Source organism: Microbacterium sp. (genome assembly GCF_051953575.1).
Taxonomy (GTDB): domain Bacteria; phylum Actinomycetota; class Actinomycetes; order Actinomycetales; family Microbacteriaceae; genus Microbacterium.
The window spans coordinates 23,218-44,627 of record NZ_JBQCIP010000153.1 but is presented as its reverse complement, the minus strand read 5'-3'; the positions used below and the strand labels follow the sequence as shown (position 1 = coordinate 44,627).

The 21,410-nt window shown below is 71.5% G+C and carries 14 protein-coding genes; 7 read left to right on the top strand and 7 right to left on the bottom strand.

The annotated features are described in order from the left end of the window. Nucleotides 1-44: 44 nt before the first annotated feature. Nucleotides 45-2,876: a family 78 glycoside hydrolase catalytic domain gene (locus tag ACTHNQ_RS09635; RefSeq protein WP_440333169.1), complete on the top strand. Its 2,832-nt coding sequence runs from the start codon at nt 45-47 to the stop codon at nt 2,874-2,876. A gap of 87 nt (nt 2,877-2,963) precedes the next feature. Further along, complete coding sequence (locus ACTHNQ_RS09630; RefSeq protein ID WP_440333168.1) at nt 2,964-3,974, top strand: LacI family DNA-binding transcriptional regulator; 1,011 nt, start codon at nt 2,964-2,966, stop codon at nt 3,972-3,974. Between the two features lie 8 nt (nt 3,975-3,982). On the opposite strand, the gene ACTHNQ_RS09625 is transcribed toward ACTHNQ_RS09630, so the two are convergent. Next, nucleotides 3,983-6,871 carry an FAD-binding and (Fe-S)-binding domain-containing protein gene (locus ACTHNQ_RS09625; protein ID WP_440333167.1) on the bottom strand — a complete coding sequence of 963 codons (2,889 nt, stop codon included), beginning with the start codon at nt 6,869-6,871 and terminating at the stop codon, nt 3,983-3,985. Between the two features lie 62 nt (nt 6,872-6,933). Between ACTHNQ_RS09625 and ACTHNQ_RS09620 the strand changes: the two genes are divergently transcribed. Further along, entirely contained in the window at nt 6,934-10,056 is a 3,123-nt protein-coding gene (locus tag ACTHNQ_RS09620) for a glycoside hydrolase family 2 TIM barrel-domain containing protein (RefSeq protein WP_440333166.1), read from the top strand. Between the two features lie 21 nt (nt 10,057-10,077). Here the strand turns inward: ACTHNQ_RS09620 and ACTHNQ_RS09615 are convergent, their stop codons facing one another. The 5 genes from ACTHNQ_RS09615 to ACTHNQ_RS09595 form a co-directional block, all read right to left on the bottom strand. After that, the gene (locus ACTHNQ_RS09615) at nt 10,078-10,944 is read right to left on the bottom strand and encodes an AraC family transcriptional regulator (RefSeq protein WP_440333165.1); all 867 of its coding nucleotides are present in this window, start codon (nt 10,942-10,944) and stop codon (nt 10,078-10,080) included. Nucleotides 10,945-11,023: 79 nt separating this feature from the next. Further along, nucleotides 11,024-11,476: an NUDIX hydrolase gene (locus ACTHNQ_RS09610; protein ID WP_440333164.1), complete on the bottom strand. Its 453-nt coding sequence runs from the start codon at nt 11,474-11,476 to the stop codon at nt 11,024-11,026. Between the two features lie 11 nt (nt 11,477-11,487). After that, nucleotides 11,488-12,756 (bottom strand): four-carbon acid sugar kinase family protein, encoded by a 1,269-nt coding sequence (locus ACTHNQ_RS09605; protein ID WP_440333163.1) that lies wholly within the window; start codon nt 12,754-12,756, stop codon nt 11,488-11,490. Next, the gene (locus tag ACTHNQ_RS09600; protein ID WP_440333162.1) at nt 12,749-13,999 is read right to left on the bottom strand and encodes a RuBisCO large subunit C-terminal-like domain-containing protein; all 1,251 of its coding nucleotides are present in this window, start codon (nt 13,997-13,999) and stop codon (nt 12,749-12,751) included. Before ACTHNQ_RS09600 ends, ACTHNQ_RS09605 begins: the two co-directional genes overlap by 8 nt. Before the next feature lie 5 nt (nt 14,000-14,004). Further along, nucleotides 14,005-16,008, bottom strand: a complete 2,004-nt coding sequence (locus ACTHNQ_RS09595) for a glycoside hydrolase family 127 protein (RefSeq protein ID WP_440333161.1) — start codon at nt 16,006-16,008, stop codon at nt 14,005-14,007. 245 nt (nt 16,009-16,253) lie between these two features. On the opposite strand from ACTHNQ_RS09595, the gene ACTHNQ_RS09590 reads away from it, so the two are divergent. The 4 genes from ACTHNQ_RS09590 (at nt 16,254) to ACTHNQ_RS09575 (ending at nt 20,160) form a co-directional block, all read left to right on the top strand. Further along, nucleotides 16,254-17,588 (top strand): ABC transporter substrate-binding protein, encoded by a 1,335-nt coding sequence (locus tag ACTHNQ_RS09590; protein ID WP_440333160.1) that lies wholly within the window; start codon nt 16,254-16,256, stop codon nt 17,586-17,588. Nucleotides 17,589-17,679: 91 nt separating this feature from the next. After that, a complete protein-coding gene (locus ACTHNQ_RS09585) occupies nt 17,680-18,561 on the top strand; it encodes a carbohydrate ABC transporter permease (RefSeq protein WP_440333159.1) in 882 nt (293 codons plus the stop codon). 1 nt (nt 18,562) lies between these two features. Continuing rightward, entirely contained in the window at nt 18,563-19,474 is a 912-nt protein-coding gene (locus ACTHNQ_RS09580; RefSeq protein ID WP_440333158.1) for a carbohydrate ABC transporter permease, read from the top strand. 20 nt (nt 19,475-19,494) lie between these two features. Further along, on the top strand, nt 19,495-20,160 hold the full coding sequence (locus tag ACTHNQ_RS09575) for an aspartate/glutamate racemase family protein (protein WP_440333157.1): 666 nt from the start codon (nt 19,495-19,497) through the stop codon (nt 20,158-20,160). A 150-nt stretch (nt 20,161-20,310) separates the two neighbouring features. Here the strand turns inward: ACTHNQ_RS09575 and ACTHNQ_RS09570 are convergent, their stop codons facing one another. After that, the gene (locus tag ACTHNQ_RS09570) at nt 20,311-21,288 is read right to left on the bottom strand and encodes a sugar-binding transcriptional regulator (protein WP_440333156.1); all 978 of its coding nucleotides are present in this window, start codon (nt 21,286-21,288) and stop codon (nt 20,311-20,313) included. Nucleotides 21,289-21,410: the final 122 nt, after the last annotated feature.

Here is a 21,410-nt window from a genome sequence, read left to right as displayed (position 1 = left end):
CGCGCCGCGCCGAGCCCAGACCCAGACACGCACGAAGGAGTGCCATGAGCACCGTTCCCCACATCATCATCGACGCGCCGTACCGCAGCGCCACCGTCGCGTCGCCGTCACCAGAGATCGGGTGGCGCACCGACACCGACAGGGCGGACTGGCTGCAGGCGTCGGCCGAAATCGAGCTCACCCGGAGCGGCGAGGTCTCGACGCACGTGGTCGAGGGCCGCAGCTCGACGCGCGTCCCCTGGCCGTTCGCACCGCTGGCGCCGCGCGAGGAGGTGTCGCTGCGTGTACGGGTGTCGGGCCTGGACGGAGCCATCAGCGACTGGAGCGCTCCGGCCCGCGTCGTCGCGGGGTTCCTCGCCGAGGGGGAGTGGCAGGCGAAGACCATCGGCCTGCCCTCGCCTTCCGAGACCGCGCAGCCTGCGTACCTGCGCACCGAGTTCGAGGTCACCGGCCAGGTAGCGCGAGCCACGCTGTACGCGACCGCCCTGGGGGTGTACCAGGTGGCGATCGACGGCGTCGACGTGGACGACCAGGTGATGAAGCCCGGGTGGACGCCGTACCCGAAGCGCCTGATCCACGAGACCACCGACGTCACGGCCCTTCTCGCCGAGGGGCGCAACGCGATCGGCGTGCGCCTCGCCGGCGCCTGGGCGACCGAGCACTTCGGATTCCGCGAGAACGCCCGCCCGCTCTATGCCGACCAACCCCGGTTCGCCGCGCAGCTGCTGATCGAGTACGCCGACGGCGCGGCCGAGTGGGTGTCGACGGATGCCTCGTGGCAGGTATCGACCGGCCCTGTCACGGCGAGCGGGCTCTACGCCGGCGAGGACCACGACGCCCGTCGCGACCTCGTCGACGACGCCGGCCGCGGTTTCGCCGAACCGGGGTACGACGCCTTCGCCTGGGGGCGGGCGGTCGAGTGCGAACCCGTGCACACGCCCGAAGCCCGGGTGTCGCCCTTCGTGCGACGGCTCGACGAGCTCGCTGTGCGCGAGGTCATCACGACCCCTGCGGGCAAGACCGTGCTCGACTTCGGGCAGAACCTGGTCGGCCGGCTGCGGATCCGCGTGTCCGGCCCGGCCGGCACCGAGATCACGCTTCGTCACGCCGAGGTGCTCGAGCACGGCGAGCTCGGCACGCGCCCGCTGCGCGCGGCCGCCGCAACCGACCGCTACACGCTCGCCGGCGACGGGGTGGAGGAGTGGGAGCCCGAGTTCACGTTCCACGGCTTCCGCTACGCCCAGATCGACGGGTGGCCAGGAGACTTCGACCCGGACGCCGTCACCGCCGTCGTGATCCACAGCGACATGGAGCGCACCGGCTGGTTCGAGGCATCCCACCCGCTCGTCAACCAGCTGCACGAGAACATCGTGTGGGGGCTGCGCGGCAACTTCCTCTATCTGCCGACGGACTGCCCGCAGCGCGACGAGCGCCTGGGCTGGACGGGCGACATCCAGGTCTTCGCGCCCACGGCCGCATTCCTGTACGACGTGCGGGGCTTCCTCGACTCGTGGCTGCGCGACCTCGCGCTCGAGCAGGTCGACGGGGTTGTGCCGTTCGTGGTGCCCAACGCCCTCGGCGTCGCGCGCCCCGCCGCCGCGTGGGGCGATGCCGCCACGATCGTGCCCTGGGTGCTGCACGAGCGGTACGCCGACGCAGCGACCGTCGCACGGCAGTACGACAGCATGAAGTCCTGGGCCGATGTGCTGATCGGCCTGGCCGGTCCGCGACGGCTGTGGGAGGGCATGTTCCAGTTCGGCGACTGGCTGGACCCGGACGCACCGCCGGAGCAGGCGGCCAAGGCGAAGACGGACGCCGACATCGTCGCCTCGGCGTATCTGTTCCGCTCGGCCGATGCCGTTGCCCGTGCGGCGGCGCTGCTCGGCCACGACGCCGACGCGCGCGAGTACGCCGCGGTCGCCGAGGAGGTGCGCGAGGCCTTCCTCGCCGAGTACGTCACGCCTGCCGGGCGCATGATGTCGGACGCGCAGACTGCGTACGCCATGGCGATCACGTTCGACATCGCCCCGGCCGAGCAGCAGGCAGTGCTGGGCGACCGGCTCGCCGAGCTCACCCGCCTGTCGGGCTACCGCATCGGCACGGGGTTCGTCGGCACGCCGATCATCCAGGACGCCCTCACCCGCACCGGCCACCTCGAGACCGCGCGGCGCCTGCTCGTGCAGACCGAGAACCCGTCGTGGCTGTACCCGGTGACGATGGGCGCCACCACGATCTGGGAGCGCTGGGACTCGATGCTGCCCGACGGCACCATCAATCCGGGCGAGATGACGTCGTTCAACCACTACGCGCTGGGCGCGATCGGCGACTGGCTGCACCGCGTGGTCGCCGGGCTCGCCCCCGATGCGCCCGGCTACGCGCGCCTGCGCATCGAGCCGCGCCCGCTCGCCGAGTTCGACTCCGCATCGGCCGAGCACCTCACCCCGTACGGCACGGCCCGCTCCGGCTGGTCGCGCGAGAGCGGCGTCGTGCGGTTCACGGCGACCGTGCCGCCCAACACGACGGCCGTCGTCGTGCTGCCCGACGGCCGGTCCTTCGAGGTCGGCTCGGGTGCGCACGAGTGGGAGACGGTGGATGCCGCACCGCCGGCATCCCCGTCCCGCATCGGCATGGAGTCGACCCTGGCCGACGTCATCGACGACCTCGAGGCCTACCGGGCGATCGGCACGGTGCTCGAGGCTGCCGACCCGGATGCCGCGCACGCGTTCCGCACGACGACGCGGTGGTCGGACCGACGCGAGCTGGGCGAGGCGCTGTTCATGTTCGCCGGGCCCGACGTGCAGCAGACGATCGCGGAGCGGCTGGCCGACCTGTCGGCGCGCCGTGAGGCCGGTGCGACGGTCGCGGCGGACGCCTGACCGTGGCCCGGGCAGGCGGGACACCGCTTGCCCGGGCCACGGGGTGCCCTACACTCGCGGACAGCGGAAAGAAACCCTGGGGGCGTCATGGTGGTGAGTGTGCGGGATGTCGCTGCCGCGGCGTCCGTATCGGTCGGGACCGTGTCGAACGTGCTCAACCGGCCGGAGAAGGTGTCGCCGGCGACGGTCGAGCGCGTCACGCAGGCGATCGAGGAGCTCGGGTTCGTGCGCAACGACGCTGCCCGTCAGCTGCGCGCCGGACGCAGCCGGAGCATCGCGCTGATCGTGCTCGACTCGGGCAACCCCTTCTTCGCCGAGGTCGCGCGCGGCGCCGAGGATCGCGCCGCCGAATCGGGCATGAGCGTGCTGCTCGGTAACAGCGACGAGCGCTCCGACCGTGAGGACGCGTACCTGGAGCTGTTCCGCGAGCAGCGCGTGAACGGCGTGCTGGTGACGCCCGTCGACGGCGACCTGGCTGCTCTGGTGCGGCTGCAGAACGCCGGCGTGCCGGTGATCCTCGTCGACCATGAGGACTCCGCGACCGCGCTCGCCTCGGTGTCGGTCGACGACGTCGAGGGCGGCTACCTCGCCGTGGCGCACCTGCTGGCGACGGGACGCCGGCGAATCGCGTTCATCGGCGGCCCGCGTTCGATCCGGCAGGTGGCCGATCGCCTCGAAGGGGCGCGCCGGGCCGTGGCCGAGGTCGAGGGTGCGACGCTCGAGGTGATCGAGATGGCCGCGCTGTCGGTCCTGCAGGGGCGCGCGGCGGGGGAGCAGCTGCGGGTGCGTGCGCCCGGCGAGCGGCCGGATGCGGTCTTCGCCGCGAACGACCTGCTCGCGGTGGGCGCGCTCCAGGCCTTCTCTCTCATGTCGGACGTGCAGGTGCCGCGCGACATCGCGCTCGTCGGCTACGACGACATCGACTTCGCGTCGGCGACCGTCGTTCCGCTCACCTCGGTGCGCCAGCCCGCCCATCTGATCGGCTACACCGCGGTCGACCTGCTGCTCAAAGAGCTCGAGGAGCCCGACGGCGCGTACGAGCGCACGGTGCGGTTCCAGCCCGAGCTCGTCGTGCGGGAGTCGACGGCGCCGGCCTGAGCCTCGGGTCACGCCGGGCGCGTGGCCTCCTCGAGCAGCTCCAGCACGTGGCGGTAGTCCGCTCCGGTGGCCCGGGTCATGCCGAGCTCGCACGTGCGGTTGCACGACGCGTGCGCGTCGGCACCGAGCTCCCGCACCTCGGCCGCCTCAGGCGCCGTGGCCGACGCGGTGAGCTCGGGATGCAGCATCCCGCGGTCGCCGGCGAAGCCGCAGCACCCCCACGCGTCGGGCACCACGACCTCGTTCGCGACGACCGCGGCCGCGGTCTTCAGCGCCAGGTCGAGGCCCAGCTGTGTGGACGAGCACGTCGGATGCAGGGCGAGCGTGTCGACGAGCGGTGCGATGGCCCCCAGGCGTGGGAGCAGCTCGCGCTCGGTGAAGGCGACGGCGTCCTCGACCGTGGTCTCGACGCCCGCGTCGGCCAGCAGGTGCACGAAGCCCTCCGTGCACGACGAGGCGTCGGTCACCACGGTCAGGCGTCCGCCCGGTGAGGCCTCGGCGACCGCCGCGACGACGCGGCGCGACATCGCCTCACGTCCGCCCGCGAAGCCCTTCGAGGTCCACGGCGTGCTGCAGCACAGCGTGTCGACGGACTCGGGCACGACCAGGCGCACTCCGGCCCGTTCGGCGAGCCGGCGGAACGCCTCGGTCGCGCCGATCCCGGGAGTCCCGTCGGCGGCGTCGGCGGGGCCGAACATGCTGCCCACGCACGCCGGCAGGAACACCGCGACCGGTGCGTCGGCTCCGCCTCCGACCGACGTGCCGAGCTTCGACCGCGCGCGGCCGCCGCGCGGCAGGTCGGCGGTGTAGCGCGGCACCGTGTCCGCGCCGAGCACGGCGCGGCCCAGGTCGGTGGCCGCGGTCACCACGGCCGGCGGCATCCGGTCCGCCACGCTCAGCCCCGCGCTCGCGGCACGCGTCGCCGCACCCCACGCGCTCGCCGCCCCGGCCCACGCGGTGCTCGCCACGCGGCCCGCGTCCTCGCGGCGCAGCCGCTTGACGAGCGTGCCGGTGTTGATGAGCACGGGGCACGCGGTCTGGCACATTCCGTCCACGGCGCACGTGTCGACGCCGGCGTAGTCGTAGTCCTGCGCCAGCTCGCGGGCGAGCGCGTCGTCGCCGGCCGCCTCGGCCCGCGCGATCGCGCGACGCGTGACGATGCGCTGACGCGGGGTCAGGGTCAGATCCCGGCTCGGGCACACCGGTTCGCAGTAGCCGCATTCGACGCAGCGGTCGGCTTCGGGCTCGATCGGATCGGCGAGCTTGATGTGCTTGAGGTGCGCCTCGGGGTCGTCGTCGACGATCACCCCCGGGTTGAGGATGCCGCGCGGGTCGCACAGCCGCTTGAGCTCGCGCATCACCTCGGCGAGCTCGTCGCCGTACTGGCGGCGGACGTAGGGCGCCATGACCCGGCCGGTGCCGTGCTCGGCCTTGAGGTTGCCGCCGGCGTCGAGCACGAGGTCGACCATGTCTTCGGTGAACGCCGAGTAGCGCGCGAGCTGGTCGGCGGACTCGAACCGGTCGGTCAGCATGAAGTGGATGTTGCCGTCCTTCGCGTGCCCGAAGATCACGCTGTCGTCGTAGCCGTAGCGGTCGAACAGCGTCTGCAGGCGCCCGCACGTGGCCGCGAGCCGCTCGACGGGCACCACGACGTCCTCCAGCAGGGCTGTCGTGCCGCTCGGCCGGGCGCCGGCGACCGACGCGTACAGGCCCTTGCGCAGCTTCCACGCGAGCGCTCGCTCGGCGGCGTCGGCGCTGAAGCCGGCCGGCGCCTCCAACGGCTGGGCCGCGAGCGTGCGGGTGCCGCGGTCGACGAGCTCGGCGAGCTCCGCGTCGGTGTGCGCGTGGTACTCGACGAGCAGCGCCGCCTGGTCGCGCACCGTGAGGCCGGTGATCTGCCGCGGTGCACCCGCCAGGGACTGCCCGACGCGCAGGGACGCGGCATCCATCAGCTCCAGCGTCGCCGCACCCGTCGCGACGAGGTCGGGGAGGGCGCGCGTGGCGGCCTCGAGGTCGGGGAACACCGTGAGCGCGGTCGAGATGCGCGGCAGGATCGGCACGGTGCGGTAGGTGGCCTCGGCGACGAACGCCAGCGTGCCTTCGCTGCCGACGACGAGGTGCGCGAGCAGCTGCGCGGGGGTATCGAAGTCGAGGAAGGCGTTGACCGCGTAGCCCATCGTGTTCTTCATGGCGAACTGGCGGCGGATGATCTCGACCGACCGCGGGTTCGACACGACCCGGTCTCGCAGCCGCATCAGGCGGTCGACGAGCTCGGGCTCGGCCGCCCGCAGCGCCGCGTCGGCGTCGGCGGCTCCGGAGTCGACGACCGTTCCCGACGGCAGCACGAACACGAGCGAGTCGAGCGTCCGGTAGGTGTTCTCGGTGATGCCGCAGGCCATGCCGCTGGAGTTGTTGTTCACGACGCCGCCGATCGTGCAGGCGATCTCGCTGGCAGGGTCGGGGCCGAGGCGGTGGCCGTGGCGCGCGAGGCGCGCGTTGACCTGCCGTACCGTCGCGCCGGGCTGCACACGCACCCGCCGGCCGTCGTCCTCGATGTCGATGCGGCGGAACCGCTGACGCACGTCGACGAGGATGCCGTCGGTGGATGCCTGGCCCGACAGGCTCGTGCCGCCGGAACGGAAGGTCAGCGACGCCCCGGAGGAGGCGGCGGCCCGCATCACCGCGCCGACCTCGGCGGCGTTGGCGGCGACCACGACGGCCCGCGGCGTCAGGAGGAAGTGGGAGGCGTCGCTCGCGTAGGCGACGCGGTCGATCGCCCGCGCCTTGATGCGGGATGTCTCGCCCACCGCACGGGCGATCGCGGCGGGGACGGCCGCGGCGGGCGTGTGCGGCGGCTGCGTGCTGCGCGTCCGGGAGGGGGCGGTCGTTCTTGCCATGGCGACTCCTCGCTGAGTTAGACTGCAATCGCATTCAATAAGGAATGGATATGCAACCTCTTATGGACATGCAGACTAGCGGATTCGTGCGGGCGACGGCGTCGGATCGGTACTGGGAGAGCACGAATCCGGGAGCGGGGCGGCGCACGCCGCGTGCCGAGGCGGTGACGGACGCCGACGTGCTGAGCCTCAACGGCACGTGGCGCTTCCGCCTCTCCCCGACCGCTGAGGGCACCGGCGACGGCTTCGTCGCCGACGACTTCGACGACAGCGGCTGGGACGAGATGGCGGTCCCCTCGCACTGGGTGCTCGAGCCCTTCACGCCGCTGGCCGGCGGACCCGCCCGCCGTATGCTCGGCACCGACGAGGGCCCGCTGTACACGAACACCGCGTACCCGATCCCGCTGGACCCGCCGTTCGTGTCGGACGAGAACCCCACCGGCGACTACCGGCTCGTGTTCGATGCGCCCGGCGCCTTCGCAGGTGCGGGCGGCTCCGCCGTGCTGCGATTCCAGGGCGTCGACTCGTGCGCCAAGGTCTGGCTCAACGGCGAGGAGCTCGGCTGGTCGACCGGCAGCCGGCTGCCGGTCGAGTTCGACGCGCCGGTGCGCCCCGGCCGCAACGTGCTGTGCGTGCGCGTGCAGCGGTGGTCGGCGGGGACGTACCTCGAAGACCAGGACATGTGGTGGCTCCCCGGCATCTTCCGCGACGTCGAGCTGCTCGCGCGGCCGGTCGGCGGCATCGACGACCACTTCGTGCACGCCGACTACGACGCCGTCACCGGGCGCGGCACGCTGCGGGTGGACGTCACCCTGTCGGGGGTGGATGCCGCGGCCTCCGCCGCGAGGGCGGCACTCGTCGAGGTGCCCGAGCTCGGCATCCGCGTCAGCGCCGGCGAGAGCGTCACCGTACCGGTCGAGCCGTGGAGTGCCGAGAGCCCGCGACTGTACCGCGGCACGGTCCGTACCGCGACCGAGACCGTGTCGCTCGCGATCGGCTTCCGACACGTCGAGGTCGTCGACGGGGTGTTCACGGTGAACGGGCGGCCGGTGACCTTCCGCGGCGTCAACCGGCACGAGCATCACCCGAACACCGGGCGCACGCTCGATCGCGAGACGATGATCCGCGACATCGTGATGATGAAGCGCGCCAACATCGACGCCGTGCGCACCAGCCACTACCCGCCGCATCCCGAGTTCCTGCGACTGTGCGACGAGTACGGGCTGTGGGTCGTCGTCGAGGTCGACCTCGAGACCCACGGGTTCATCTACGAGGGCTGGGAGCACAACCCGCCCGCGATGCCCGAGTGGCGCGACGCGATCACGGACCGCCTGCGCCGCACCGTCGAACCGCTCAAGAACCACGCGAGCATCGTGGTGTGGTCGCTCGCCAACGAGAGCATGACCGGCGACGGGTTCGGCGAGATGCGCGCGTGGCTCGACGCGCGCGATCCGTCGCGCGCGGTGCTGTACGAGCGCGACCCTCGCTACCGCGACTCCGACTTCTACTCGCTGATGTACCCGTCGCTGGAGCTGCTGGAGCGGATCGGCAGGCGGGAGGAGCCGCGCGGCGGCCGCCTCAGCATGCACGGCATGGTGTTCGATGCCGACGGTGACGCTCCCGACGGCATCTCGGACGCCGACGACGAGCGCCGCCGCGGACTGCCCTTCCTGCTCGTCGAGTACGCGCATGCGATGGGCAACGGTCCCGGCTCGCTGCAGGACTACTGGCGCATCATCCGCGCGCACGATCGCCTGTGCGGCGCGTTCGTGTGGGAGTGGATAGACCACGGCTTCCACACCGAGACCGCCGACGGCGTGCCGTACGTGATGCACGGCGACGACGTGGCGTACGAGCCGCGCGGCGGCCGCTTCAGCCTGCACGGCCTGGTGTTCAGCGACCGCACGCCCACGCCCGGCCTCGTCGAGCTCGCCAAGGCGCACGAGCCGGTGCTGATCACGGTGGGCGATGCGTCCGTGCGCGTCGAGAACGACCGGCACACGATCGACACGTCCGACCTGGCCTTCCGCTGGAGCGTAGAGGCCGACGGCCTCCCCGTCACGGGTGGAGTGCTCGAGGTCCCCGCGACGGCCGCGGGCTCGGTCGTCGAGATCGCGATCCCGGATGCCGCGGCCCGGGCGCTCGCGACGGCCGGCGGTGCGGCATCCAGTCCTCACGATGTCGTGCTGACGGTCGAGGCCGCGCTCGCCGCCGACGCATCGTGGGCGCCGGCCGGGCACGTCGTCGCGTGGGGGCAGCGGGTGGTCCGCGCGGCGCGAGCCGTCGCTGCACCGGCACCGGCCGCGGCGGTGCCGGTGCCGAGGTTCGCATTCTCGACGGCTGCGGCGCGCGAGGTGGTGGAGGTCGGCGCCGGCACGTTCGACGCGGCGACCGGGCGCCTCGTGCGCCTCGGCGACCTCCACATCGAGGGACCGACGCTCGACCTGTACCGGGCGCCCACCGAGAACGACCACGGGCAGGGCTCGCTGAACGATCTCGCCTCGGTGTGGCACAAGACGATGCTCGACCGCCTGCTGCATCGCATCGACGAGGTCTCAGCGCGAGCGGGTCGCCTGACGGTGCGCGGACGGACCTCCCCGCGTACGCATCCGCACGGCGTCGCGTGGACCATGTCGTGGTCGGCAGACGGCGACGGTCTGGTGCTCGACGCCGAGGCCGACTTCGTCGGTCCGTGGACCGACACCCCGTACCTCGGCCGCGACATCCTCGTGCCGCGCCTGGGCCTGCTGTTCGCGCTGCCCGCAGCGGCCCACCGTGTGACGTGGTTCGGCCGCGGCCCGGGCGAGACCTACGTCGACTCCTGCGAGGGGTCACGGGTGGGGCGGTTCGCGGCATCCGTCGACGACCTTCAGGTTCGCTACCCGGTGCCGCAGGAGAACGGCAACCACGTGCAGACCCGGTGGCTCGAGATCGGCGGATCCGGGATGCCGTCGCTGCGGGTCGACGGCCGGCCCGAGTTCGACTTCACCGCGCGCCGCTGGACGTCGCACGACCTCGCCCGCGCCGCGAAGCCCCACGAGCTCGCCGACTCGGGCCGGGTGTGGCTCAACCTCGATCACGCCCAGCAGGGCATCGGCTCGGCCTCGGTCGGCCCTGCGCTGCCCGAGCAGTACCGCATCCCTCGCGTGCCCACGGCCTGGAGCGTGCGCCTGCAGGCGGACTGACCGACCGCCTGCAGGCGGGGGTCAGGCGCGCTCGACGGGGAGCCAGAGCTCGCAGGTCGCGGTGGCGAAGTCCGGCGAGCGATCCAGGACGGCGACAATCGACGGGCCGGGGCGCAGCCGCCACGGGTTCGACGGGAACCAGTCGGCGGCCGTGGCCGCCCACGTCTGCTGCAGGGCTGCGGGGTAGTCGCCGGTGGAGCGGAACACCGCCCAGGTGCCGGCGGGCACGTCGATCGCGTCGAGGTCGTCGGGCACGGACGCGTCCGCGCCCACCGCCACGCCGTGCAGGTACGTGAGCGGGGTGCCCTCGGCGTAGTCGGGATCGACGTCGGCCGACACCTGCAGCAGGCCTGCGGGCTCGGCGGAGCTCAGCTCCTTGAGCCGGGCGTGCTCCTCGACCGGCAGCGCGGCGATGTGCGCCTGGATGTGAGGGTTGACGCCCTCGTGGATGAGCGGCACGCGCGCGGCGTGGCCGATGAGGCGGAACGCGGGGCGGTCGGCGATGCGGGTGTCCATGGTGGTGCTTCCTTCGACGGTCAGGCGGAACCTGAGTTTCGGTTGGGTCCGAAGGGAGCCGTGACCGCGGCGGAGGTCGCCGGGCGCGACACCGTGCACGGCACGGAACGCGCGGGCGAACGCCTCGGTCGAGCCGTAGCCGTGACGCACCCCGATGCCCAGCAGATCGTCGTCACCGAGCACGTCGGCGGCCGCCACGGTCATGCGCCGCCGCCGGATGTACTCCGACAGCGGGAATCCCGCCAGTGCCGAGAACATCCGGCGCAGGTGGTACTCCGTGGTGCCCTGCCGGCGGGCGAACCCCGCGATGTCGAGATCGTCGGTCAGATGCTCTTCGACGTGGTCGACGAGTCGGTTGAGCGTTGCGATCATGGCTTGTCCCTTCGCCCTCCACGTTCGTCGCCCGCGCGTCGCCGCGCCCGACTTTCCGAGTCCGATCCGGTCGGTGCCGTCAGAAGCCCACGTCGAGCAGGGTCGCCGAGCCACCAGCGCGGAGCGCCGCGAGCGCGGTGCGCTCGTACTCCGGCATGCGCTCGGGCAGGGCATCCAGATCGAACCACGCGAGCTCGGCGCACTTGCGCGGCTCCAGGATCCGGGGCTCGCCGTCCCACGCGTCACAGGCGAAGAACCAGTCGACGCGCTGCTCCCGGGGATCGTCCGTGCCGTCGGTGCGCTGCATGACGGCGAAAGCCGACAGCGCGGCAGGGTCGAGCGTCAGCCCCAGCTCTTCGCGGGCCTCGCGCACCGCGGCCCCCGAAGCCGTCTCGCCCCGCTCGATGTGGCCGGCGGCACCCGCGGCCCAGCATCCATCCATGTACCCGGTGTTCTGCCGCAGCTGCAGCAGCACGGACGAGCCGCGGCGCAGGTACACGTAGGACGAGGGGACGACGGAGAAGCGGCTCACCCCACGAGACCCTACCGGGCGGCCGAGATGGCGTCGACGTCGGTGAACAGTGCGTCCGCGCCGACCTGGCCGCCCTTGAGCAGCAGCTCCAGCCCGTCGATCGCGGCGTCGTCCGAGTGGGCGCGCAGCAGCACGACGTTGCCCCACGGGTTGGCCGCGATCGAGAGCGCGTCGACGCCGAGCAGCCGTGTGACCCGGCTCGACGTATCGCCGCCGCACACGATGATCCGCCGCGACGCGCCCTCGCGTGCGGCCGCCGAGACGAGGGATGCCGCGGCCTCCGCGATCGCCGGCAGCAGGGGCCGCCCGCCTGCGGCGTCGACGTCGGCGTCGTCGGACGTGAGTGCCACGCTCCGCCCCGCGCGCAGCGCGGCGAGGACCTCGGACGTCGTGGACGCGAAGGATCCGGCCTCGAGCGGCAGGGCCCCGACCAGCCAGCCCGCGGCGGCCGCGGCATCTGCCTGTCGCCGCGTCTGCGCGGACCGGCTGCCCGACACGACGAGCACCGGACCCGTCGCGGACGACGTGGCGGGGATCGCCGTGCCTTCACCGGGGGATGCCGCCGCGACGCCGTGCGACAGCCCGCCGGAGCCGATCGCGAACACCGGCGCCGGCAGCGCGCCGAGCGCCGTGCCCACCTCGACGAGATGCTCGTCGGTGAGTGCGTCGAGCACGACGGCGGCATCGGCGGAGGCACGCAGCCGCTCTGCCAGACCGTCGTACGACAGCAGCGAGAGCGAGCCGACCGGCAGCGCCGTCTGGCGGCCGATGTGCACGGCCAGCTGCGCCTCGGTCATCGGCGTCGACGGATGCCGCGACATCGTGGGCTGGCGGTCGAGGCGGTACACGACGCCCTGCTCGGCCGCGAAGTGCTGGCCGAGCACGGTGTAGCGCCCGAAGTCGGGCTGGGCGAAGAGCATCGGCACGGGGCGCTCGCCGAACGCCTCGCGGCCGAGCTCGACGACGCGGCCGAGGCTCCCGACGTGCGGCGCGGAGTCCGCGGTCGAGCACGCCTTGTACTGCACCAGGGCCGGGTCGAGCGCGGCGAAGGCGGCGAACACCGGTCGCAGCTCGGCGTCCATGTCGTCGGGAGCCAGCGACCGGGAGATGCCCGCCACCCCGACCACGTCGACCTCGGCGGCCGCGCGGGCCAGGCCGGCGGCATCCGGGAGCCGCGTGAAGAGCCGGCCCGACCAGCCGCGCCGCGCGAACTGCAGCAGGGCGTCGACGCTGCCCGTGAAGTCGTCGCCGTAGAAGACGACGGCGCCTTCGCTACGCACGGACCGGCCCGAACAGCTCGGCCGCGCGGCGCAGCGCCGGCGAGGTCGAGTACGCGTCGTCGGCGCTCTCGCCGCGAGCGGCCGACGCCCAGGCGTCGCGCATGCTCGCGACGCCTGCGGCCGCACCGTCGGGGTGACCGTGAATGCCGCCGCCGGCGAGCACCAGGAGGTCGGTCGTGCCCACCGCGGAGTACGTGGCGTGCGCGAGCCCGCCCCACTGGCCCGATGACAGCACCGGCACCGTGGGGGTCAGCCCCAGCAGCGGCTCGCGCACCGCGGCGATGGAGTCGAGCACCTGGTCGTCCGTCTCGTAGAACTTGTTGCTGATGCCGTTCGTGTGCAGGTGGTCGGCGCCGGCGAGGCGCGCGAGCTTCTGCCACGCACGGAACCCTATCCCGACCTGCTCGGAGCGTCCGAACGAGCCGAACATGGCGCGGTGGCCGTGGATCGGCACGCTGCTGTGACGGCGGAGGAACTCCAGCCCCGGCAGGCCGACGAGGTTGATGCACGCCATCACGCAGGTGCCGCCGGCGGCCACCACGAGGTCATGGTTGGCCTCGAGCCGCCCGATGTCGTCGGTGATGTTGAACGCGTACATCGGCTTGCGGCCGGTGCGGTCGGCGTAGCGCTCGAGCACCGGCATGACCGCGGCGACACGTGCCGCGAGAGGCGCCGTCGGGCCGTTGCCCTGCAGCTCGTCGTCCTTGATGAAGTCGATGCCCGCCTCCGCGAGCTGCCCCACCACCTCGGCGAGGTCGGCGGGAGACAGGCCGATGCTGGGCTTGACGATCGTGCCGATCATCGCGCCATCGGGGCGGCCCATCAGCCGGCGCGTTCCCGCGACGCCGAACGCCGGACCCGAGTACCGCTCGGCGAACGCCGGCGGCAGCTCGAGGTCGACCAGGCGGATCGCCGACAGCTCCTTGATCTCGAACAGGTTGCCCGCCACTGCCGCCAGCAGATTGGGCAGCGAGGGGCCGAAGTTGTCGAGCGGGAAGCGCAGCCGCAGCCGCGCGCGGCGACGCAGCGCGGGATCGCCCACGGAGCCGGGCAGGGGCGATGCGCCGGTGAGCGGCAGCTCGTCGATGGACTCGACCTGTGCCGCGAACCGGGCGCGCAGGTCGTCGGACTCGCGCTCGACGCGCACGAACGTGCCGGTCGACTGCTCGCCGGCGAGCACCTCCGCGGCACGCTGCAGCGGCAGCGAGGTCTCGATGATGTAGGTCGCGATGACGTGTTCCATGCGCGTCACCAGACCAGCGGGAGCCAGACCGACATCTCGCCGGCGCCGCGGTTGCCCCACGCGAAGTATGGGACCAGGCGCACCGGCGACGTCGTGAGCGGCAGGTCGGCGAGATCGTCGTACAGCGCATCCTCGTCCGAGGGCGGCAGGACGACGGCCTCGGCGTCGAGCGCCACCACGCGCTGCCCGGCGACGTCGGCCTCGACCGGTGTGAAGGCCGCGCCGCGACGCAGTGCGACCTGCTCCAGCACGACACCCTCGGGCAGGTCGGCGGTCTCGACGCAGTACACGACCGGGCCGCGGCGGACCGCGACCTGGTTCGTCGCCTCCTCGGCCAGGCGGTGCGCACGCAGGACGCGCACCGGCATCGGCAGGGTCAGCGCGATCACATCGCCCTCCTGCCAGTCGCGGTCGACCCGTGTGTATGTTCCCGGTGCGGTCACCGGCACGTCCTTGCCGTTCACGGTGAGCGTCGCACCCGAGACCCAGCCGGGGATGCGCAGGTGCAGCGGGAGGCCGTGGCCGCCGGCATCCCCCACCGCAGCGGTGACCGTGAAGACCACGGTTTCGCCCCACGGGTAGCCGCCGTCCTCGCGGAAGGCCAGGCGCGCGCCGTCGTCGGCCGTCACGTCGAGCGCGCTGCCGCCGTACAGGTGCACGTACAGGCCGTCGGCGCCGAGCGACGCCGCACGCTCGTGGAACCGCGCGAGCGTGCGCGCGATGTTGGGCGGGCAGCAGAAGCAGCTGAGGTAGGGCTCGCGCAGGCGCTCGTCCGACGGTGGCGGCGACGGCACCGGGTGCAGCGCGGTGTCGCCGGGACGGCGCAGCGGGTAGGGGAGGTCCCGCACCTGACGCAGCGGGTTCGTGTAGAAGTACTCGGAGCCCGCCAGGCTGATGCTGGAGAGCAGGCTGTTGAACGCCACCTGCTCGATCACGTCGGCGTAGGACGCGTCGCCGGTGAGCGCCAGCATCCGCTCGCCCCACAGGATGAGGCCGATGTTCGCGCACGACTCGTTGTGGGCCGTCGTGTGAGGAAGCTGGAACGCGCGGCCGTACGCCTGGTGCACGCGGCTGATGTCGCCCTGCCAGGGCGAGCCGTCGGGCGAGGCGCCATCGTACAGCGCGCCGGCGCCGCCCGTGATGTAGAGCTTGGTGTCGACGACGTCGCGCCACAGCCGCTCGAGCACCGCTTCGAGCTCGCGGTCGCCGGTCTCGGCGACGAGGTCGGCGAGACCGGCGTAGAGGTAGTTGGCGCGCACGGCGTGGCCGGCCACGACCTTCTGCTCGCGCACGGGCACGCGGTCCTGGTTGTCGTCGCCGCCCTCGAAGTCGTCGCGCACCCGGATGAACGCCTCGGACAGCCGCAGGTACTGCTCGTCGCCGGTTGCGCGGTACAGGTCGATGACGGCCATGTAGTGGGACGGGCAGATCGCGCTGCGGGCGAGCTCCAGCGGCTTGTTCGTCGCGAGGTCCTCGAGGAACGAGGCGGCCTTGCGTGCGGCATCCAGGAGCGTCGTCGACCCGGTCACCTCGTAGTGGCGCACGCCCGCGGTGATGAGGTGGCCGAGGTTGTACGTCTCGAAGTTGAACCGGTCGGCGAGGGCGATCGCGTCCTCGTGGTTGCGGGTCGAGATGATGGTGGGGGTGTGGAGGTACCCGTCCGGGCGCTGCACCGACGCGATCAGCTGTGCGATCTGCTCGAGGCGGTCGGCCAGCTCGGGATCGGGATCGGTCTCGAGCCGGGCGATCGCGGCCTCGAGCCACTTGTAGAAGTCGCCGTCCATGAAGGGCGGGCCGGTGTGCTCGCCGGCGTCGAGGCCGGCGGCGATGCGGAAGTTGGCCAGGCCCGGGCTGATGGCGGGGTCGCTGAGCGACGACCAGATCTGCGGGATCGTGACATCGCGCGTGCGATCGTGGACATCTCCCCAGAACCCGCTGGCCCAGCGCGCGTTCGCGGCGCCGAGGGGTCGCAACCGGGCGTGCGCCCGGGTCGCGGTCGTGGCGGTCATGTCGGTTCCTTCCGAGTGGCGTTCAGTCTCGTGCTCGTCGCGGCGTCGCGGCAAGAAACGGGCCGATGCGGGTCACACTGCACAGGCATTGCAAGATCTAGCAATGCTGCATGGAAATGCAGTCTAACCCCTGAATCGTCTCAAAGTGAATAGAATTTCAGTACTGACTGTTGACACACGTTGAAATCCTGCCTACTGTCGTGGTCGTACCTTTCACCCGCATGGTCGTCGTCAAGGAGGACGCTATGAACACACGCAGCAACCGACGCCGCATCGCGACGCTCGGGATCGCGCTCGCCGCGGTCGTACCGCTCGCCGCCTGCGCCGGCGGCACCGCCGCCCCCGGATCGACCGACGCCGGCGGCGCGGGCGGCACGGACCCCAGCAAGTTCACGGTCATGACCGCGAACGAGAACCCGGTCCTGTCGGACGAGCTCGACGCGCTCGCCGCGGGCGCATGCAAGGCCGAGAACAAGGCGCTGCCGATCGAGCACCAGAAGGTCGCGCAGGCGGACGTCGTGCAGAAGGTCACACTGCTGGCAAGCCAGGGCGCCCTCGCGACGCACACCATCGCCGGCACCGCGCTCATCCGCCCCGACGGCGACCTCGGCAAGGCCGGTCTCGTCGGCGATCTGAAGGCGGCGCTCGAAGACGCCGGCGCGTGGGACAACGTGCTGCCCGCCGCGGCCTCCACCGTCGAGCAGGTCTACGGTGGCATGTTCTCGATGCCGTACCAGTACAACATCGAGGGCATCTTCTACAACAAGCAGATCTTCGCCGACAACGGCATCGAAGAGCCGCAGACGTGGGACGACCTCGTCGACGACGCCGCCGAGCTGCAGAAGGCCGGCATCGTCCCGATGACCGAGGCCGGTGCGAACGGCTGGCCGCTCACCCGCATCCTCGGCCTGTACATCTACCGCAACGTCGGACCCGACGCGATGGTGGCCATTCAGAAGGGCGACGCGAAGCTCACCGACCCCGAGTACGTGGCGGGCGCGAAGGCGCTGCAGGACTTCGCCGAGGCGGGCTACTTCGGCGAGGGGTTCTCGACCCGCGACGGCGACACCTCGTCGAACATGTTCCTCACCGGCCAGGCCGCGATGACGTACGACGGCACCTGGCTGCTGAGCGCGATCAACGACCCCGACCGCAACCAGATCGGCGGCGAGAACGTCGGCTTCATGCCGTTCCCGGCCGTCGACGGCGGTGAGGGCAGCATCGACCAGTACCCGGCCAACGCCGGCGCGCCGATGATCGTCAACGCCGAGCAGTTCGGCCCCAAGGTGCAGGACTGGATCAGCTGCATCGCCGAGAACTACGGCCAGCAGGCGCTGCAGGACGCGGGCGTCATCTCGGGCTTCAAGGTCAACGGCGAGGTCACCGGCATCTCGGAGAACACGGCCGACATCCAGCAGCGCATCGAGGGCATCGACGAGACGGTGCTGTGGTTCGAGGCGCTGTTCGACCCCAAGAGCAACTCGCTCGCCTCGACGAACGTCACGCTGCTGACGACCGGTCAGATGAGCCCGGAGGACTACATGAAGGACCTCCAGGCCAGCCTCGACGCCAACAAGTGACGATGGTGCCGGTCTTCTCCGCGCCGGGCTTCGGCCTAGGCTCGGAGAAGGCCGGCACACTCCAGAAATCCCCGGGAGAGGCATCCGCCCGATGAACTCGATCTTCGGAGATCGCAAGACGATCTTCATCCTGCTGGCGCCTGCGCTCCTGCTCTACACGCTGCTCAAGATCGTGCCGGTGGCATGGTCGTTCGGCCTGTCGTTCTTCGAGGGCAACACCCTCCGCGGGTTCGAATGGGTCGGGTTCCAGAACTTCGCGACCTTCTTCACCGACGGCGCCGCCCTGCAGTCGATGTGGGTGAGCATCTTCTTCGCGATCGTGGCCACGGTCGGCCAGGTCGCCCTCGGCTACGGCCTCGCCCTGCTGTACGTGTTCGTGCTGCGCAAGGGCTCGTCGTTCGTGCGGACGATCGTGTTCTTCCCGGCGATCCTGCCGACGGTGGCGGTCGCCCTGCTCTTCAAGAGCTTCGTCGCGGTCGGCCAGAACCAGGGGCCGGTCAACGACATCATCAACTTCTTCGGCGGTGACAGCGTCGAGGTGCTCGCCTCGACCGCCGGCACCATGACCACGGCGATCGTGATGACGCTGTGGGGCTCAATGGGCTTCTACGCCGTGCTGCTGTACGCGGGCCTGCTCGACATCCCCGAGGAGGTCATCGAGTCGGCACGGCTCGACGGCGCCAACGGCCTGAAGCTCGTGCGGCACATCATCGTGCCGCTGTCGCTGCCGATCCTGATGTCGTCGATCATCTTCAGCCTCAACTCGACGCTGAAGGTCTTCGACAGCCTGCTGGCTTTGAACGGCGGCGGCCCGGGCACGTCGACAGCCCCGCTCACCCTGTACATGTACCGCACCGCGTTCGAGTATGCGGAATACGGCTACGGCTCGACGATCGCCCTGGTGCTGACGCTGCTGTGCCTGGTGTTCACGCTCGCGATCTTCCGGTCGTCGCGGCGCAAGGCGGAGGTCTGACATGACGACGACGATGGATGCCCCGACCACGGTCGCGGTCCCGACCCGGCGGAAGCCGGCTCCCAGCCGGACCAGACGCACCGCGCTGCGTCTCGTGCGCCGCATCCCGGTGTGGATCGTGGTGGCGCTGCTGATGGTCGTGGTGCTGTACCCGCAGGTGTGGATGGTGCTCGGCTCGTTCAAGACGCAGTCCGAGTTCCTCTCGAACCCCGCGCTGTCGCTGCCGGAGACGTGGAACTTCGACAACTACGTGGCCGCGCTCACCAACGGCAACGTGGCGCAGAACTACCTCAACAGCATCATCGTGACGATCCCGTCGGTGCTGCTGATCGTGTTCATCGGCGTCGCGGCCGGCTACGCACTCGAGGTCATGATCTGGAAGGGTCGCAACGCGGTCCTGCTGTACGTGCTCGCCGGCATCATGGTGCCGGGTCAGATGATCCTCGTGCCGCTGTTCATCGTGTACTTCCGCATGGGGATCACCGACACGCTGCTGCCGCTGATCATCACGTACACGGTGATGGGCCTGCCGCTGACGACGTTCCTCATGGCGACGTACTTCCGGTCTGTGCCGCGTGAGATCTTCGAGGCGGCGACCGTCGACGGCTCGGGCCCGCTGCGCTCGTTCTTCGTCATCGGCGTCCCGATGATGAAGAACGCGATCCTCACCGTCGGCCTCGTGCAGTTCTTCAGCGTGTGGAACGACCTGCTGATCGCGCTGACGTTCACGACGCGCCCCGAGCTCGCGACGATCCAGGTCGGGCTGCTGAGCCTCAGCGACGAGTACGGCTCGACGCAGTACGGCCCGCTGTTCGCGGCCGTCAGCATCAACATCATCGTGCTGCTGATCGTCTTCCTGACGCTCAACAAGAAGATCATGGCCGGCATGGCTGGCGGCGCCCTCAAGGGCTGAGAAGCTGAAAGGCTGTTCGCATGACACAGGCCGCCCCCCGCATCGCCTTCCTGCACACCGGCGCCGTCAATATCGCGCCCTTCGGGATGCTGGCGACGGAGCTGATCCCGGGTGCGACGGTGGTGAACTACCTCGACGACCGGATCGTCGCCGACCTCGGTGACGCGGAGCGCGCGGCATCCGTTCCGGAGCGCATCGACGACCTCGTGCGCGCGGCTGCCGCAGGGGGAGCGGATGCCGTCCTGTTCACCTGCTCGTCCATCTCTGAGCTCGCGGCCCCGGCCGCAGCGGGCGCCGGGATTCCCGTGCTGCGCGTGGACGAGGCGATGGCGGATGCCGCCGTCCGGGCCGGCCGCCGCATCCGGGTGCTCGCGACGCTCCCGACCACGTGCCGCCCCACCCTCGCTCTGCTGCAGGAGCGCGCGGCGCTCGCCGGCGTCGAGCCGGAGGTGACGAGCGAGGTCATCGAGGGCGCGTTCGCCGCCGTGGCCGGAGGCGATCGTGCCACGCATGACCGCCTCGTCGCGGCCGCGATCGAGCGCGGTGCGGCCGAGGCCGACGTCATCGTCCTGGCCCAGGCATCCATGGCCTCCGCAGCCGAGGCGGTGTCGGTCGACGTGCCGGTGCTCACGAGCCCCCGCCTCGGCGTCGAGCGCCTGGCAGCGTCGCTCGTCTCCTCTCGCTGAGCGCGCGCGGGGTTGCCCGCGCGTCACGCTTCGTCTCGGTCGTTCCTCCCTCCCTCGGCGACCGGCGGGTTGCGTGGGCTTCGGGAGCGGTCGCTGAGCGAGCGCCAGCGAGACGAAGCGTGGTGCACGAGATCGGTCGGTGCCTCGGGTTCAGCGCTCGGCGAGGGCCTCGGCCGAACGCAGGTCGGTGACGAGCGTCGTCACCCAGTCGCCGGCCAAGGCGCCGTGGATGGCCTCGAGCTTGCGGTCGCCCCCGGCCATGCCGACGCGGCGGGGGATGCGCAGCAGGTTCTCGACCGTGATCGCGATGATGCGGTCGTCGAGCGCGCCGTGGACGAGCGAGCCGTCGGCGCGGAAGATGCGGTGGCAGATGTCGCCCACGGCGCCCTGGTCGAGCAGGGAGCGGCGCTCGTCGTCGTCGAACGCGTTGCCGCTGGTGGCGAGCACGTCCGAGGGCTCGATGCTGCCGATGCCCATGATCGCCATGGTGAGCTCGTTCCAGTGCCGCGTGACCTCCTGCATCGAGGGGTCCGACAGCAGGCTGTCACGGATGCCGGGATCGGCGACGATGCCGGGCGCTTGCACGTAGACGGGGTCGGCGCCGAGGGTGCGGGCGAGCTCGCCGAGGATGCGGTTGGAGTGGCTCTGCGCCTCAGGGGCCCCGATGCCGCCGAGCAGCTGCACGACCTCGGTCGCGCCGCGCACGGTGAACGGGCGCATGCGGTCGACCATCGCGAGGATCGTCTGGCTCCACGACGAGACGCCGATGCGGTCGCCGCCCGACAGGGTGGCTTCGAGGTAGGCGGCCGCGCCGGCGCCGAGCGAGGCGAGCAGTTCGCGCTCGTCGGCCTCGGGGTCGACGTCGACGACGACCGCCTCGGCGAGGCCGTACTTGTCTTCGAGCTGCTCTTCGAGCTCGGCGTAGACGCCCGGGGCGACGGTGACGATGGTGCGGACGATTCCGACGGTCTCGGCACGCTTGAGCAGACGAGAGACCTTCGCCTGTGAGATATTGAGCGCGGCTGCGATGTCGGCCTGCCGGACGCCCCGCTCGTGGTACATGCGGGCGACCTTGGTCAGCAGGCGCACCTGCCCGTCGGCGGGGCGGGTGTATGGAGTGAGTGGCACGGTGTCTCCGATCGCGGCGATCCAGTGTGTATTCGGATTCGCTAACGAAAGGATATTCACTCTCCGCGCGCGGCGCCAGTGCCCGCGGAACCGGGATTCGCAGACCGACCGGGGATTTCGGA